Here is a 15406-nt window from a genome sequence, read left to right as displayed (position 1 = left end):
CCATGAGGTAGCAGGTAAAGAAAGCGTAAAAACACCTCATAGGATGACTATCTATTTGAATAAAACAGTGGGCGCAGTATGTGTGCGTGAATATCCTTGATTATAATTTGAAGCTTATAACTACATTTATCATCTGCTCACTCTATAAAATCTTTCCCGTTAACTTACCTGCTTTTAGGCTTACACCTAACAATCTTCATCTTCAGAATTAATCAAGTCCCGAGTATTAACTCCAATATATGCCATTCACTGATGCTATTCGCTATGGCGTCATATTTATTATGCTAAATTCGCAATAAAACAATTATCAAACCTAAAATATTCAAATTAAAACTCGCCATATAGGTATGCAACGCCTTAAGCAAAAATGCCATTCGATTGACAAATTACCTCACCAGCAAGCTTAAAATAATCTTAAAAATAGCTTCAAACAAGCTTAACTTAACATAAATTGAAACTTAATTATTACGCCACCCACATAAAACAAGCACTTACAACAAACTGTTGACACTGAAAAAACAATCACTTATAACAATAGATCGTTATTCCCGAACAATATGGCAACAATATTCGAGTTTACACTGACCAGCCATTTACTCTTAACTGTAAAGGTCAGTGAGTGACTATAGCTAACAATAAAAATATGAGTTCTCAGTAGGGATGAATAATAAATCTAATAGTAAACCTCTCTATAGGCTGGCGATCACAAGCGATATAGCTAGGTTAAAGGCGGATAGAGTAAAGACGTTAATATACTAAAGCAGGTCACTGGCGATTACGACATTCGACTTGTCAATAATATAACAATTTCTGCTTACGATTTATTTATGACTCTCGAGCTAGTTGTACTCGAATAAGTCACATATAAATGAGGAACTAAAAATGAAGAGCAGTCAGTTATTAATATTACTAACATTAACGCTATCTTTTTCATTACTTGCAGGCTCTACTGAACCGACAGATGAGGAACGAGCAGTACTCGAGTCTTGTATGTCACTTAAGAATGCGCCTGAAGCACTCCCAGCAAACGCCTGTGTTTACTATATTCAGGGATTTCTGGCCGGCTCCTTAACCGCTAAACCCAATTATGTCTTGCATGAAACATCGGGCGCATTTTTAGATAGAGCCTACCGAACCAGAGTCGGAAAAGTGACTTCGGAGGAGAAGCCAGTCCAATTATGTCTACCTAAAGATGTAAGTACTGAGCAGTTAGCAGAACGCCTTGTTGGACATTTGTCGTATCCAATAGACTCAATGCAGTTGTTACACTCACAAATATTCAATGCTCTCGCAATGGAATCTTCATGTTCATAAACCACTGAAAGCCATAGATAGCAGTAATGGCACTACATGTGCTGCCTAGCCAACCCAATAAACCTATTGGTAAAGGTGAGAAAAAAATGAGCATCAATGAAGACAAAATATTAGATAAATTAACCCCCGACAAGAAACCCAAGTTATTGCCGAGCCATACACTTGGCCTCTGCTTAATCCTGTCTCTCTTTTGGTGGATTAACTCAAATTACAGCAATCCACTACTGCTATCACTGGGGGGCGGCTCTATCCTGCTAGTCCTCTATATTGCACACAGGATGGATGTGGTCGACCAGGAGTCTCTGCCCATTCACCTTTCAGCTAAAATGCCCGGCTACATGTTATGGCTAGCAAAAGAGATCGTCATCGCCAATATCTCTGTGGTTAAACAGATTTGGCTTGGCAATAGCAGTATCTCGCCGACTCTTGCCACCATAGACGCCACTCAGAGTACAGATCTCACCAAGGTTATCTACGCCAACTCCATTACCTTAACGCCGGGTACTGTCGCGGTGGGCTTAGTCGATGATCAAGTCATCATCCACGCCTTGAGCAAGGAAAATATCGATACCTTAAAAGCCGGCAAAATGGATCGCCGGGTCACTGAATTGGAAAAATGATGTTAACTGCAGCCACTATCGCAATTCTCGTTGTCATGCTCCTCGCTATCATTCGCTGCATAGCGGGGCCCACACTATATGACCGGATCTTAGCGTTCAATATGTTTGGCACCAAAACGGTGCTACTGATCTCTGTACTGGGCTTTCTAATGGGACGGCCCGAATTTTTGGATATCGCCCTCGTATACGCCCTAATCAACTTTATCAGTGTTATCGGCGTACTGCGCTTTTCTGACTCTGCTGAATTTAATCACCAGCGTCCAGAGGCAGCATCAATCAAGAAGGACAAACGATGAATCTCTTACTCGAGATCGCTAGTGGCTTTTGTTTGCTGCTCGGTAGTTTTCTATGTCTATCCGGCGGTATTGGCATCTTGCGCTTCCCAGATTTTTATACTCGCATGCACGCAGTAGGCGTCACCGACACCTTAGGGGCTGGAATGATCCTCATCGGCCTAATGCTACAACCCCCTCATGGGGTGGTACTACTTAAGTTGATGATGATCTTACTGTTCACACTATTGATTAACCCCGCAGCAAGTCATGCTCTGGCCAAAGCCGCCCTGCGTAACAACTTGGATCCAGTGCTCTACGAGCCAACCAACAAGGGAGGGAACAAGCCATCGAAACCTTAGTTGATGTCGTGCTATTAAGCTTTCTCGTCGTGATTGCTATCGCCATTGTTCGAACAAAAGATCTGTTGGCCGTGGTGATGTTAACGGGGATCTATGGCTTACTATCCGCAAGCTTCTTTGTTGTATTAGATGCTGTGGATGTGGCCTTTACCGAAGCCTCTGTGGGCGCGGGGATATCCGGTTTACTGATGCTGGCAGCCATCACAATGACAGGCCGAGCCGAGGCGCCTAAGCGCCATAAACCTTTACTGGCTTTACTTGTGGTACTTATCACAGGTGGAATGCTAATTTACGGCACCTTAGATATGCCCTACTTTGGCAGTTTCGATGCCCCTGTTCATCAACATGTCGCACCTCGCTACATCAATGATTCGATGCAGGAGGTCGGTGTCCCTAATATTGTCACCTCGGTACTGGCGAGCTATCGAGCATTTGACACCTTAGGCGAGGTAGCCGTTATCTTTACCGCTGGCATTGGGGTGTTGTCACTGTTGACCTTACCGCAACGTCGTAAACCTTACCTCGTAGAAGAGTCCGGCAAAGAGCAGATGTATAAGCAACATATCGTGCTGCGCGTGATTAGCAAAGCATTGATCCCTATCATCCTATTGTTTGCACTCTATGTGCAGTTCCATGGCGATTTTGGCCCTGGCGGTGGGTTCCAAGCAGGGGTGATTTTTGCCGCAGCAATCATCCTCTATGCCATGTTATTCGGCTTAGATAATGCCAAGCGGATCTTTAGCCTATCCCTGTTCCAACTGCTCGCAGCTATCGGACTGCTGCTATACGCCAGCGTTGGTGTAGTCTCGCTATTTAATGGCGGTAACTTCTTAGATTATAACGTATTAGCCGAAGATCCGATTGCAGGCCAGCACTTAGGTATTCTGCTGATCGAACTCGGAGTGGGCTGCACCGTCGCCTCGGTGATGATCATTATCTTTTTCAACTTTGCAGGCCGCAGAGAAGCACAACAGAACGGTGAGGAGAGATAATGGTACTCGGACTCTATAACTACTGGATCGTGGTGTTGCTGATGATGATCGGTTTTTATATCGTTATCGCCCATGGCAACCTGATCAAAAAGCTGGTTGGCTTAACGATTTTTCAGACCTCGGTCTTCATCTTTTATATCAGTATGGGCAATGTCGATAGCGGTAGTGCGCCGATCTTGGCCGAAGGAGTAAGCCGTTACTCTAACCCTCTCCCCCATGTGCTTATTCTCACCGCGATTGTGGTCGGTATTGCAACCACTGCGCTAGGACTCGCATTGGCCGTAAGGATAAAAGAGGCTTATGGCTCTATAGAAGAAGATGAGATTCAAATCCAAGATCAGCTTACCGAGGATAATTCAAAGTGTTAGCCCATCTGCCTATTTTACAAGTCGTTGTGCCACTGATGGCAGCGCCGCTATGCTGGTTCCTTGACCGCTCCAGACTGGTGTGGCTGTTTGCCCTCTTAGTGAGCGGCTTTTCTTGCCTAACCAGTATAGCCCTACTGCAACAGGTGATGAGCTCTGGCACCATTATCTATCAACTCGGCGGCTGGGATGCGCCTTGGGGGATCGAATATCGCATCGATGAGCTCAATGCCCTTTTACTGCTGATCATCTCTACTATTAGTACAATCGTCCTGTTTGCAGCACAAACCAGTCTTCAAAAAGAGCTGCCTAAAGATCGTCACACCCTGTTTTATAGCCTTTACCTACTGTCATTGACGGGCATGTTCGGCATCGTTGCCACAGGCGATCTGTTTAATGTATTCGTATTTTTAGAGATCTCCTCGCTATCGGGCTACGCGCTGATTGCTTTGGGCAAGGATAGACGCGCTCTTTGGGCCGCTTATCAATATCTGATCATGGGGACTATCGGTGCGACCTTTATCCTAATCGGCGTCGGCCTGCTCTATCAAATGACGGGCACGCTAAATATGGATGATCTCGCCAATCGACTACCCGAGGTTGAGCAAACACGCACCCTATTTGCCGCATTTGCCTTCTTGATCGTCGGGGTCTGTTTAAAGTTGGCACTGTTCCCACTGCATCTGTGGTTACCTAATGCCTACGCCTATGCCCCTTCAATCGTGACTGCTTTTCTCGCTGCCACGGCGACTAAAGTGGCAGTTTATCTACTGATCCGCATCACCTATACGATATTTGGTATCGAGCTGTCCTTCTCCATCCTCCCTCTGCAGAACTTATTTATGGTTCTCGGGCTGGTTGGCATATTCGCCGCTTCCACGGCGGCGATATATAAGACCAATGTAAAACATATCTTTGCCTATTCGAGCATCGCTCAGGTTGGCTATATGATCATTGGTTATGCCATCGACACCAGCACAGGGCTTATGGCGACCCTGTTGCACCTGTTTAATCACGCCTTAATGAAGAGCGCGCTGTTTTTGGCGTTAGGCGCGGTGATGTACCGCATCGGCAGCGTACAACTTAGCCAATTCCAAGGGCTAGGACGCCAGATGCCGCTCACCATGGCAGCCATAGTGGTAGGCGGATTAAGTTTGATTGGCGTGCCGCTGACTGTCGGGTTTATCAGCAAGTGGTATCTACTCCTTGCTGCGATTGAAGTGGGTATGTGGCCAGTGGCAGTGTTAGTACTGCTGGGATCACTGCTGGCAGTCGTTTATATATGGCGAATCGTTGAAACAGCCTACTTCAAGCCGCCGTTGCCGGGTCGTGAACCAGTCAAGGAAGCCCCTTGGACCTTCCTCGCGCCAATTTGGGCACTGGTACTGGCCAACATCTATTTTGGCATCGATACCCGCCTTAGTGTGCAGGTGGCACAGGCGGCCTCTCAAAGTTTGTTTGGAATTAACCCATGAATCTATCTTTGGAGCTGTTGCTGCAGCTAACCATTATCTTGCCTCTGGTCGCGACACTGGCGATCTGGGCAACGGGAAAGCACCCCAATCTCCGTGAGGCTGTAACGATAAGCATCAGCCTTGTGGTCCTTTTCTGTGTGATAAACCTATATCAAGGGCTTAGTGCCGGCGCATCTATCGAGGTGTTTTGGTGGGATCTGATGCCAGGTTTGGCTATGAGTTTTGTTGTCGAGCCCTTAGGGATGCTGTTCGCCTTAATTGCTAGCTTCCTCTGGCTCATTACCACCCTTTATGCCATAGGGTATATGCGTGGCCACGGCGAGGAGAATCAAACTCGCTTTTACCTCTGCTTCGCGCTAGCCATAAGTGCTGTTATGGGGCTGGCATTTTCGGCCAACCTATTCACACTCTTTATCTTCTACGAAGTGTTGACCCTGTCCACCTATCCTTTAGTGACCCACGCAGGCACTGAAAAGGCCAAGCAAGGTGGACGAGTCTACTTAGGCATTTTAATCGGCACCTCCATCGCCTTCTTCCTGCTGGCGATTGTCTTGACCTGGTTTGTATCAGGCACCTTGGACTTTAAACCTGGCGGCGTATTTCACACCGATGTGGATACCAGTTTGCTGGGCGCCATACTGGTACTGTTTGTGTTTGGTATTGGTAAAGCCGCAATCATGCCGTTCCATCGCTGGCTACCCGCCGCTATGGTGGCGCCAACACCGGTGAGCGCCCTGCTACATGCTGTAGCTGTGGTCAAGGCTGGGGTATTCACCGTCTTAAAAGTTTGTGTGTTTATCTTTGGTATCGAGCTACTGCCAACGCTGCCAACGACCGAGTTTCTACTCTATTTAGCGGCGGCATCGGTATTGCTGGCCTCCATCGTGGCGATGCGCCAAGACAACCTAAAGGCGCGACTCGCCTACTCGACGGTGAGTCAGCTGGGTTACATCACCATAGGCGCACTGCTGGCCACCTCATCTGGGGTGATCGGAAGCTCGATGCACATTGCCACCCACGCCTTTGGCAAAATCACCCTGTTCTTTTGTGCCGGCGCCATTCTGGTGGCAAGCCATAAATCCAAAGTGAGTGAGATGCGCGGCCTAGGCTTTGCTATGCCTGTCACCATGGCGGCCTTTTTTATTGCTAGCCTGAGTATCATCGGTGTCCCACCCGCTGGTGGCACATGGAGCAAGTGGTACCTGTTGATGGGCACGATGGAAACCGAGCATTGGGTCATTATGATGGTACTAATGGTCAGCTCACTGCTCAATATCGCCTATCTGCTGCCTATTCCATACCATGCCTTTTTCTCTGGCAAAGATCAGCCTGTGGCAAAAGCTGGGATCAAGGAGGCACCGCTGGTGTCATTAATCGCGATCACCATCACCACCTTAGGTTGCCTTATTTTATTCCTCTATCCACAACCCCTCTATGAGTTGGCAAAAACCATCTTAACGGTACCGGGAGTCAGCCATGGACACTAACCAGAAACAGAACAAGCAGTATCTCTTTGATAACCCAAAAAACATCAACCGTATTTTGTATCTTCTGTATACCTGTTGCACGCTGCTTGTGGTGCTTGATTTTGTCATTCATCGCCATGTGTACCACAGCTGGGAGAACCTGCCGCTGTTCTACCCCATCTATGGCTTTGTCGGCTGTGTCATCTTGGTACTTGTAGCACGCTGGATGCGAACCTTTCTGATGCGCTCGGAAGACTATTATGACGATCCCAATGACAGTCTTAGTGACAATAATAGTGAAGGCAATTTAGAAAAAACCACTGATGAAAACACCCACACGGGTGCAAGCAATCAGACTAAAAATAAAAAAGTAGGTGATCACCATGTGGATGCTTGAGTTACCGCCCTTTACCCTGTTCTTTATCGGCGGGCTTATTGCTGCAATGACCCGCGGCAAACTGCGCGGCGCGATAATGGTGGCCATTCCCTTCGTTAGCGCATTACACCTGTGGACAGTGCCCGAAGGCATTCACCTGCAGCTGGCGTTTTTAGATTATGAGTTGGTGCCCTACCGCGCAGACAAACTCAGCCTGATGTTCGGCTATGTATTCCATATCGCCGCGTTCATCTCCATCATCTACTCGCTTCACGTTAAAGATACCGTGCAACAGGTCGCCACCATGTTCTATGCGGGTAGTGCGCTAGGCGCGGTATTTGCGGGCGATCTGCTGACGCTATTTGTGTTCTGGGAGCTACTGGCCTTTACCTCGGTATTTCTGATCTGGGCGCGCAGAACCTCCCGCGCCTATCATGCGGGTATGCGCTACCTGATCATTCAAGTGCTGTCTGGCGTGATTTTGCTGGTAGGCGCGCTATTTTACGCCGCCGAAACGGGCTCACTGGCCTTTAGCTACATAGGCCTAGAAGGGATCGCAGGCTGGCTGATATTTATCGCCTTTGGTATTAAATGTGCCTTTCCTTTTGCCCATAACTGGCTCACCGATGCCTACCCAGAAGCCACACCAACCGGAACGGTTATCCTCAGTGCATTTACCACTAAAGTGGCCGTTTATGCACTGGCTCGCGCCTACCCCGGCACCGAGCTGCTGATCTACATTGGCGCAGCCATGACCTGCTTCCCGATCTTCTTTGCGGTGATTGAAAATGATCTACGCCGAGTACTGGCCTATAGCCTGATTAACCAGGTCGGCTTTATGGTAGTCGGCATCGGCATTGGCACCGCACTGGCAATCAACGGCGCGGTTTCCCATGCCTTTAACGATGTGATCTTTAAAGGCCTGCTGTTTATGAGCATGGGCGCAGTGCTACATATGACAGGCCGAATCAACGGCTCAGATCTCGGCGGCCTGTATAAAACCATGCCCAAGACCACGATTCTGTGTATCGTTGGCGCCGCATCTATCTCGGCCTTCCCACTGTTTAGCGGCTTCGTTAGTAAGTCTATGGTGATGTCTGCCGCCCTTGAAACCGGACACGACTGGGTTTGGTTGATGCTGCTGTTCGCCTCTGCAGGTGTGTTCCACCATGCCGGGATCAAGATCCCCTACTTTGCCTTCTTCGCCCACGACTCGGGGCTGCGTGCCAGCGATCCGCCTAGCAATATGTTGTTCGCCATGTTTATCGCTGCCAGTCTGTGTATAGCCATCGGCATCTACCCTGCGGCGCTATACTCGCTGCTGCCATATGACACGGGTTACAACCCTTATGATGCAACCCACGTATTGGCACAGACTCAGTTGCTGTTCTTCTCTGCCTTAGCCTTTGTTTGGTTAAACCTCAGAGGCATGTATCCGCCAGAGCTACGCTCGACCAACTTAGATGTAGATTGGATCTACAGGCGCGCCATTCCCTCAGTGCTACACAAGTTGTTCGCAGTAATATGGAAGCTTGATAGGGCGCTACGCCAAGCGATACGAGGCAAACTAAGCCAATACCAGTCCATTATTGCCAACAAGCATAAGGGCTTAGGAGGCTTACTATCGGGCTCTTACCCATCGGGCAACATGGTACTTTGGGTCGCCGTGATCTTGGCCTCATACCTGTTTATCGGTTTTCTTGGCTAGGGAAGGTTGAGAGCTGAATTAGATGTTAACCGTGGTCGAATTAGTGCTATCAACTAATTCGACCACCTAACCTTAACCCCTACTGCGCGATACTTAACGCATCAAAAGGCTGTCCTGGAGGGTTACTATAGATAGTACGTAATACCCTCTGTGCATTTTGATTAAATGCACCGCCATTACCAAAGCCATCGAAGTGGTTGTTCATGCCAAGAGCATGGCCTAGCTCATGAAGGGTAACTTCGTTATCAGCAACGGTTGTACAGCTTGGATCTGGGGTCGGGCTTCCGCTATCGATATTGATCCAGGTAAATGTATTGCCTATAGGCTGAATGATACCGTAATCAAGTCCAACACTATGGTTGACAATGTTAGTCGTCATAGGCCCTACAGATACGGTGCCTGAACCGCAATTACCTGCAGTGGTACCTTGGCTCCAAATAAAGCCCCAGTCCGTAGGGACACTTGAGTAATCAATGTTATTCGTGTCGCTGATATCCAGCTTAATCACGCCTTTTCTATCAAATAGCTGATAGCCAACTAAACTTTCCGCTTTATTCATTGCGTAAGTAAAACGGGGGTCTTCAGCGTTGAGGAAATAAACAGGGATAAGCCCCCCCTCAGGCCAACGTGTCAAACTTGGGCTTTCTGCAGGCGCTGTACCATCCTCAAAACAATACACGCTATTACAAGTAGCCCATGTCAGATCTATCAGCCCCCAAGCGCCATAAATATTTTGAGTACATAAGCCACCTTCGGCCAAGTTAGTGCACTTTACCGTTTCAGCAATGATTGAGTCTGACACATGATTGTCACTACTATCACTGCCACCACAACCAACGAGTACGACTGTACCTAACATAAAAGGGAGTAAAGACTTCATCAATTCACAATTCCAAAGTTTAGCCAAAAAATACATAGAACTTTTCCCACTAAAACAACAAAGAAGGCATAAGCGATTAAATTAATAGGGAAAATCACGCGGATTATATGTTGAACATGACTGACAGAGGCAAGCTAAATCGCAAAATTTGCTAATCCGTTATACTTCTATCACATATGGATACAGAAATGAGTGGTGCGCTGCTACTTTTAACAAGGGAGGCTGACAGTCATGCCATTTTTGATGTACGCCTATGACTGGTTAATGAAAGTGCCAAGTTTGAAGGAAAGTCTTGTAATAACAATGACCAAGGGTTTAAATTCTGCAACTCAAGCTTAGAAGAGACTTCTCGCTTGTTTACCATGATGCATATAAGAGCCCTGGATAAATCTACGATGCCAATTAAAGATGAATATTATGTTTTTTCAAATGACTACTCCAAAGTCAACTTTGTAGTCAATATGAACGACAGTCGCAGATTGGGGATCTTAAGAGACCAAGCGATATCAACAAACATACCCGCCAGTTTCGAATGTAAAAGTCTGAAAACCTTCAAACCCATAGAGGCAGCATTTGATATTTCAGCTGGCACTAAGCTGCTGTTTGATATGGACTACGCAAAGCCGTTAGTTGAACTAAGTTTATATAACAACTCGCTTGTTCCCGCTAAGATAGTTGATAAGGACTATCTGTACCTTCACTGCTACAACATCATTAATATTCTTGATGAGCAGATAGGTTTTGACTTCGATAAGCTCAGTGCCATTCCCTTAGAAAACAGACTTGTGTTTACCCCCTCATTTGAGTCAATCATCGTTTTTTTCCATAAGTCTGTTATCGATGCCATTGAATCGGTTAAGAACCCCTCATACGCGAAACCGGTCAAAGTGGCTGATTGGACAATGGAGTTGGAGATGTCATAAAGTTAAAGCCTGAAAGCGATAAGCCTCTAACAGACAACAGAAAGTTAAATGAAATCCGAGTAAGAACCTCAACTCAAAAGAAGTAAAAACAGAGCTAAAAACATAGGTGAAAAGATAGCTGAAAAGATAGCTCCGTAGTCAATCGTTAAGTTTCCGTACAGCATTCTGTTGCTATATTAATCATCAAGTTAGGATGATTAAGCAGAGGCGACAGATGAAGCAATTAACTAAAATGCTAGCAACAACTGTGAAAGCGGTAACCACTATCACTCTGAGCTTATTTATCTCAATGGGTAGCGTTCACGCCTCCTCAAATACGGCGGTAACCGCTAACTTGGTGAAATCGAAAACCGATGACAACTTGCTTATCTGCCAATACCAGACACTAGCAGCTAGCCATTTTCAGGTATTTGATACCGTTTTAGATAACGAAACAGCCTGCCCGACCAACATACAGGTCGCCCCTCAGCCTATGCTTACCAAGGCTGAAGAAGCCCAGCTCAAACAGATGCTTTCTCGCCAGAGTAACTAAAAGTGAAGCCTATCTAACTTAAAAAGCCCCGAATAATTCGGGGCTTTTTTGAGTTTAATTCAGATTAAAATTTAGCTTTAACCCAAACCATGCGGTGGTCAGAAGACACGTCTTTACCATTACCGTATTTACCGATACGTTTATCGTTAAATAACATACGCCCTTCTTGGTAGCTTGCCTGCCAGTATACACCTGAATCTACAATATTGAGCGACGCAGATGGGATGGCGTGGTCAGCATTAATACCGCCGTACGGGTTATGGAATTCAGCGGTAATGCGGTTAGGGTAAGGATGTTCAGAGCTTCGGTCTGCCGCGTACTCAGCTGCACCATAACTTGTAGGATATAGGTCGCCGTTAGTCACATTTTGGTTAACAACAGGATCAGCGTGTAGCTCAGCCATGACTTCAGTAAGGCCATCACCCGCACCTGGAGCTGCATCAAGGTTTTGGTCACCTACAATCACGAAGTGTGCGCCTTCTTTTAGTGCACCAGTATTACCGGCGTCATCGTAAAACGCTTGTGCGTTAGTGACATAGTTGTGCCAGAACTCAACTTCTGCAGCGTTTTGAAGTTTATTCTTACCCGTGTCAAATACTGGTGGAGTAGGATGAGACATTAGGATATGGATAGTCTCAGTACCGTCTTTAGTCGGTACTAAGATAGGCGCATCAACGTGGTTTTTAGATGACAGAGTCATCTGTTGCCACTCTTCATCTGTGTACCAGTTTTGACCATCTAATAATGGGTTTTCAGCGCCTTCAAGATCTTTCCACTTAAAGTTTTGGAAAGTACGCGTGTTCTTAGTATCGATTTCGAACTTAGACATCAGCGCGAAAGCGTATTTACCGTGGTATTCGCCATATCCCCATGAATCATTAGCGTAAGCTGGCGTGCCAATATCGGCTTCAGTCGCGACATAACCATCGTTATTCAAGTCGAAGCCACTAAGACGGCCTGTATTGGTAGCGTAGCTTTCGGCAAATGGATATTCAATCGGCTCTAGGTTAGCTTCACCACCTGCACCATCGATGCTTTGAGCAACTGACAGATAGTTAGTTTGGAAGCCTTTCAGAGCCGATAGGTCTTCGCCAGTACCATCGTTATTATATTCACCCATCATTAGCACATCAGGGCGGTTCTTCTGAATAATGGCAGCAACGTTACGGATTTGGATAACTTTTGCCGCTGTAACTTGCTCTGCAGGCTCCATCGCATCGCGATCTTCCAGATAAGCTGCTACCAACGTGTTTTGCTCAGCAGGAGCGATCGCCATTTCTGCGACTAAGTCTGCGAATGTATTGCGATCAAAAGAGAGATTATAAGTCGCAATTTTGACTTCAGTATGATCAACATACTTTACGTCATCATCATTACAACCCGATAGTAGTGCAACGCCTACAGCTAAAGCTGCGGCAGTTTTTAGTAGTTTCATATAGTGACCCATCTTTAATTTATTATATTGGCTCAATTAATTTGAGCTCCCGATGGAGTCTATACAGGTGTATAGAAAAAGATAGAAGAGTCCTATCTTTTTGTGACTTAGACCATTAGCTTGCCAAGATAAACAGCACGGAGTTAACAAACTGTCATGATTAAACAGCTGCATAATTAAATTGGGCTGTACCTAGGTAGCCTTAGTGCATGCTTCTGTTGCTGAGTTGCTGAGTTGCTGAAAACAATTAAGCGCCCATCGCGCAATACAAGACTGGAAAACCTCTTACTCTGCAAACCACGCGGCCAAGTAAGAGGTTAATATCTGAATTGATAAGTAAGGGCTTTACAGCCCCCTATACGCGACCTGCGCACCATCTTGAGAGATAATTTCATCCCCTTGGATCACCAGTCCAAAGCCATGCTCTTCATCCCAAGCACATTCAAAGAGCATCCCTACTGCGTTTTTGTCTGGGTGATGCAACACAAATGCGGAAAGTTGCATTAACTTAAAGATATCCCCTGCTCGCATATCGGCTTCATTCACCTCGCCGACACAGGTTTCGTAAGATTCTGAATCTTCGTCAAACACATCTAGAAATTCAGAATCTTCAAGCAGCTCTTGGTAGTTTTCATTCACATAATCGCAGACTAGCGCATAAATGCGTTTTTCATTATCGATAAACCATTGCTGCATATTATCAGCAATAGCCAGGTCTTCTCGGGTGAGAAATTCAACACTGCCGTAGCCTTGAAAATCATGCCAAGCATTCAGCCCAGCCGTACCTTCATGAAACTCTTCACCTTCTTTCCAAGTAATATTGATTGTTTTCATAATTGACTCGCAAAAGTGAGGATTATATTTGAAGTGATTTCACATTAATGTGCAGTCAAAGCGCAGAAAAGCATTTTTGTTATAGAAAACAAAGCAAAAGAAAAGGATTCTATGATTGATTTTTCTCCCCCCAATTGTTCAACCAAAATTGAATTTCTCTAATTCCTGTATTGCCGTAAACAAAAAATTTATCATTTTATCGTCAATAAGAAGCCTGCGCATAGGGCTCAACTGTGTTTCTTATTCTGCACTAGCTCTTTGAGCTTATAAGCACGATTTACCTATGGCCATTAAGACTAAATATGTTTTTCAAAAACTTACACTATACTTTTTCATCTCAAATATCGCCAATATTAGCCACAGTGCTAGGCTTGTTTGCACACCTAGAGATGCTCGATATTTCACAGGCCTATTTAGGTACAGTCACCTTGATTGCCATACATAGCTTGCTGACTAAACAACTCAAATTGCAACAGCGAACAACCAACAGCCAATGTCTCGGTTTTCAAGGAAACATCTCTACAGAGGGCAAATCTGATGTCATTACCGATTAGTGTTATTTTTAGCTTAGAGTGGCTTGCCGTTGTTATTTTTTATCTTGTTTTAATTTGGAGAATGAGTAAGTAAGTGAAAAGCAAAAATAAGGAATAAGTGGGGTCAGAGTAAACTAAAACTATTCATCTATACTCATTAACATAGTGAACATTGCAAAGGGAACTTGCACATGCCTAGAAAACCGAGAGCCAATCCGATAGGCATACCTCAACATATCATTCAACGCGGCAACAACCGCCAAGCCTGCTTTACTTCAGAACAAGACTTTATTGCCTATACCGGCTGGCTAAAGGACTACGCCAAGAAATTTCAGGTAGAAATTCATGCTTGGGTATTTATGACAAATCATGTCCACCTACTTTGCACACCACGAGAGACTAATGCTATTAGCCAAATGATGCAGTCCCTTGGGCGACAGTACGTAAGATACTTTAATTACACTTATAAACGCTCTGGAACACTATGGGAGGGGCGATATAAGTCTTGCTTAGTACAAGCTGAAGACTATCTACTGCAACTATATCGCTATATAGAGCTCAATCCAGTTAGAGCAAATATGGTCGATGAGCCTTGTAAATATCAATGATCTAGTTACCAAGTCAACGCCTTAGGCAAAGCTTCCGCACTATGTACGCCTCACCCAGCTTACCTTGCTATTCATCCTAACGATAAAACCCGACAAACATGTTATCGAGCCCTGTTTAAACATCACCTAGACACAAAAATGATTGAGGATATTCGACAAGCAACCCACAAAGGCATGGCAATCGGAAATGATAAATTTAAAGATGAAATTGAAAAACTAACAAACACAAACATGAGACCACAGAAAATGGGGCGGCCAACAAAGCCAACAGCATAAAGTTTACTCTGACCCCACTTATTCCGGCAACAACCGCCAAGCCTGCTTTACTTCAGAACAAGACTTTATTGCCTATACCGGCTGGCTAAAGGACTACGCCAAGAAGTTTCAGGTGGAAATTCATGCTTGGGTATTTATGACAAATCATGTCCACCTACTTTGCACACCACGAGAGACTAATGCTATTAGCCAAATGATGCAGTCCCTTGGACGACAGTACGTAAGATACTTTAATTACACTTATAAACGCTCTGGAACACTATGGGAGGGGCGATATAAGTCTTGCTTAGTACAAGCTGAAGACTATCTACTGCAACTATATCGCTATATAGAGCTCAATCCAGTTAGAGCAAATATGGTTGATGATCCTTGTAAATATCAATGGTCTAGTTACCAAGTCAACGCCTTAGGCAAAGCTTCCGCACTATGTACGCC

The 15406-nt window shown here is 45.5% G+C and carries 17 protein-coding genes and 1 pseudogene; 15 read left to right on the top strand and 3 right to left on the bottom strand.

Features of this window, described 5'->3' with window-relative positions:
- The first annotated feature begins 882 nt into the window (after window positions 1–882).
- The 10 genes from L1D44_RS16940 to L1D44_RS16895 are packed head-to-tail and all read left to right on the top strand — an operon-like array spanning window position 883 to window position 8950.
- Window positions 883–1314: a hypothetical protein gene (locus tag L1D44_RS16940; protein WP_239892508.1), complete on the top strand. Its 432-nt coding sequence runs from the start codon at window positions 883–885 to the stop codon at window positions 1312–1314.
- A gap of 26 nt (window positions 1315–1340) precedes the next feature.
- Window positions 1341–1934: a Na+/H+ antiporter subunit E gene (locus L1D44_RS16935; protein WP_239892507.1), complete on the top strand. Its 594-nt coding sequence runs from the start codon at window positions 1341–1343 to the stop codon at window positions 1932–1934.
- Window positions 1934–2230 (top strand): monovalent cation/H+ antiporter complex subunit F, encoded by a 297-nt coding sequence (locus L1D44_RS16930; protein WP_220769806.1) that lies wholly within the window; start codon window positions 1934–1936, stop codon window positions 2228–2230. Before L1D44_RS16935 ends, L1D44_RS16930 begins: the two co-directional genes overlap by 1 nt.
- The gene (mnhG, locus tag L1D44_RS16925; protein ID WP_239892506.1) at window positions 2227–2568 is read left to right on the top strand and encodes a monovalent cation/H(+) antiporter subunit G; all 342 of its coding nucleotides are present in this window, start codon (window positions 2227–2229) and stop codon (window positions 2566–2568) included. Before L1D44_RS16930 ends, mnhG begins: the two co-directional genes overlap by 4 nt.
- A 32-nt stretch (window positions 2569–2600) precedes the next feature.
- A complete protein-coding gene (locus tag L1D44_RS16920; RefSeq protein ID WP_345773641.1) occupies window positions 2601–3560 on the top strand; it encodes a Na(+)/H(+) antiporter subunit B in 960 nt (319 codons plus the stop codon).
- Window positions 3560–3928 (top strand): cation:proton antiporter subunit C, encoded by a 369-nt coding sequence (locus tag L1D44_RS16915; RefSeq protein ID WP_012278426.1) that lies wholly within the window; start codon window positions 3560–3562, stop codon window positions 3926–3928. The genes L1D44_RS16920 and L1D44_RS16915 overlap by 1 nt, the downstream gene beginning before the upstream one ends.
- Window positions 3922–5400, top strand: a complete 1479-nt coding sequence (locus L1D44_RS16910) for a monovalent cation/H+ antiporter subunit D family protein (RefSeq protein ID WP_239892505.1) — start codon at window positions 3922–3924, stop codon at window positions 5398–5400. Before L1D44_RS16915 ends, L1D44_RS16910 begins: the two co-directional genes overlap by 7 nt.
- Complete coding sequence (locus tag L1D44_RS16905) at window positions 5397–6887, top strand: monovalent cation/H+ antiporter subunit D family protein (RefSeq protein ID WP_239892504.1); 1491 nt, start codon at window positions 5397–5399, stop codon at window positions 6885–6887. The genes L1D44_RS16910 and L1D44_RS16905 overlap by 4 nt, the downstream gene beginning before the upstream one ends.
- Window positions 6877–7263 carry a hypothetical protein gene (locus L1D44_RS16900; protein ID WP_239892503.1) on the top strand — a complete coding sequence of 129 codons (387 nt, stop codon included), beginning with the start codon at window positions 6877–6879 and terminating at the stop codon, window positions 7261–7263. Before L1D44_RS16905 ends, L1D44_RS16900 begins: the two co-directional genes overlap by 11 nt.
- Entirely contained in the window at window positions 7250–8950 is a 1701-nt protein-coding gene (locus L1D44_RS16895) for a Na(+)/H(+) antiporter subunit D (protein WP_239892502.1), read from the top strand. The genes L1D44_RS16900 and L1D44_RS16895 overlap by 14 nt, the downstream gene beginning before the upstream one ends.
- Window positions 8951–9029: 79 nt before the next feature.
- Here the strand turns inward: L1D44_RS16895 and L1D44_RS16890 are convergent, their stop codons facing one another.
- Window positions 9030–9830: a hypothetical protein gene (locus L1D44_RS16890; RefSeq protein ID WP_239892501.1), complete on the bottom strand. Its 801-nt coding sequence runs from the start codon at window positions 9828–9830 to the stop codon at window positions 9030–9032.
- Between the two features lie 395 nt (window positions 9831–10225).
- Here L1D44_RS16890 and L1D44_RS16885 point away from each other — a divergent pair, with 395 nt between their 5' ends.
- The gene (locus tag L1D44_RS16885) at window positions 10226–10753 is read left to right on the top strand and encodes a hypothetical protein (protein ID WP_239892500.1); all 528 of its coding nucleotides are present in this window, start codon (window positions 10226–10228) and stop codon (window positions 10751–10753) included.
- Window positions 10754–10967: 214 nt separating this feature from the next.
- Window positions 10968–11285, top strand: coding sequence for a hypothetical protein (locus tag L1D44_RS16880; RefSeq protein WP_239892499.1), 318 nt, complete (start codon window positions 10968–10970; stop codon window positions 11283–11285).
- 64 nt (window positions 11286–11349) lie between these two features.
- On the opposite strand, the gene L1D44_RS16875 is transcribed toward L1D44_RS16880, so the two are convergent.
- Together L1D44_RS16875 and L1D44_RS16870 are read right to left on the bottom strand one after the other, a co-directional pair.
- On the bottom strand, window positions 11350–12720 hold the full coding sequence (locus tag L1D44_RS16875) for an endonuclease/exonuclease/phosphatase family protein (RefSeq protein WP_239892498.1): 1371 nt from the start codon (window positions 12718–12720) through the stop codon (window positions 11350–11352).
- Between the two features lie 345 nt (window positions 12721–13065).
- Window positions 13066–13554 (bottom strand): hypothetical protein, encoded by a 489-nt coding sequence (locus L1D44_RS16870; RefSeq protein ID WP_239892497.1) that lies wholly within the window; start codon window positions 13552–13554, stop codon window positions 13066–13068.
- Window positions 13555–13856: 302 nt separating this feature from the next.
- Between L1D44_RS16870 and L1D44_RS16865 the strand changes: the two genes are divergently transcribed.
- From L1D44_RS16865 to L1D44_RS16855, 3 genes and pseudogenes are all read left to right on the top strand, one after another.
- Window positions 13857–14108 (top strand): hypothetical protein, encoded by a 252-nt coding sequence (locus tag L1D44_RS16865; RefSeq protein WP_239892496.1) that lies wholly within the window; start codon window positions 13857–13859, stop codon window positions 14106–14108.
- A 170-nt stretch (window positions 14109–14278) separates the two neighbouring features.
- Complete coding sequence (locus L1D44_RS16860) at window positions 14279–14695, top strand: transposase (RefSeq protein WP_239892495.1); 417 nt, start codon at window positions 14279–14281, stop codon at window positions 14693–14695.
- A gap of 301 nt (window positions 14696–14996) precedes the next feature.
- A pseudogene (locus L1D44_RS16855) lies at window positions 14997–15406 on the top strand (transposase); the annotation flags it as partial.

The sequence above is a fragment of the Shewanella sp. Isolate13 genome, assembly GCF_022398325.1.
Classification (GTDB): Bacteria; Pseudomonadota; Gammaproteobacteria; order Enterobacterales; family Shewanellaceae; genus Shewanella.
This window is presented reverse-complemented; position numbering and strand designations above follow the sequence as displayed.

Bases quoted from the DNA above. Each gene is read 5' to 3' on its own strand.
- L1D44_RS16940 (WP_239892508.1), top strand. From the start codon at position 883: ATGAAGAGCAGTCAGTTATTAATATTACTAACATTAACGCTATCTTTT.
- L1D44_RS16935 (WP_239892507.1), top strand. From the start codon at position 1,341: ATGGCACTACATGTGCTGCCTAGCCAACCCAATAAACCTATTGGTAAA.
- L1D44_RS16930 (WP_220769806.1), top strand. From the start codon at position 1,934: ATGTTAACTGCAGCCACTATCGCAATTCTCGTTGTCATGCTCCTCGCT.
- mnhG (WP_239892506.1), top strand. From the start codon at position 2,227: ATGAATCTCTTACTCGAGATCGCTAGTGGCTTTTGTTTGCTGCTCGGT.
- L1D44_RS16915 (WP_012278426.1), top strand. From the start codon at position 3,560: ATGGTACTCGGACTCTATAACTACTGGATCGTGGTGTTGCTGATGATG.
- L1D44_RS16905 (WP_239892504.1), top strand. From the start codon at position 5,397: ATGAATCTATCTTTGGAGCTGTTGCTGCAGCTAACCATTATCTTGCCT.
- L1D44_RS16900 (WP_239892503.1), top strand. From the start codon at position 6,877: ATGGACACTAACCAGAAACAGAACAAGCAGTATCTCTTTGATAACCCA.
- L1D44_RS16895 (WP_239892502.1), top strand. From the start codon at position 7,250: ATGTGGATGCTTGAGTTACCGCCCTTTACCCTGTTCTTTATCGGCGGG.
- L1D44_RS16890 (WP_239892501.1), bottom strand. From the start codon at position 9,830: ATGAAGTCTTTACTCCCTTTTATGTTAGGTACAGTCGTACTCGTTGGT.
- L1D44_RS16885 (WP_239892500.1), top strand. From the start codon at position 10,226: ATGCCAATTAAAGATGAATATTATGTTTTTTCAAATGACTACTCCAAA.
- L1D44_RS16880 (WP_239892499.1), top strand. From the start codon at position 10,968: ATGAAGCAATTAACTAAAATGCTAGCAACAACTGTGAAAGCGGTAACC.
- L1D44_RS16875 (WP_239892498.1), bottom strand. From the start codon at position 12,720: ATGAAACTACTAAAAACTGCCGCAGCTTTAGCTGTAGGCGTTGCACTA.
- L1D44_RS16870 (WP_239892497.1), bottom strand. From the start codon at position 13,554: ATGAAAACAATCAATATTACTTGGAAAGAAGGTGAAGAGTTTCATGAA.
- L1D44_RS16865 (WP_239892496.1), top strand. From the start codon at position 13,857: ATGTTTTTCAAAAACTTACACTATACTTTTTCATCTCAAATATCGCCA.
- L1D44_RS16860 (WP_239892495.1), top strand. From the start codon at position 14,279: ATGCCTAGAAAACCGAGAGCCAATCCGATAGGCATACCTCAACATATC.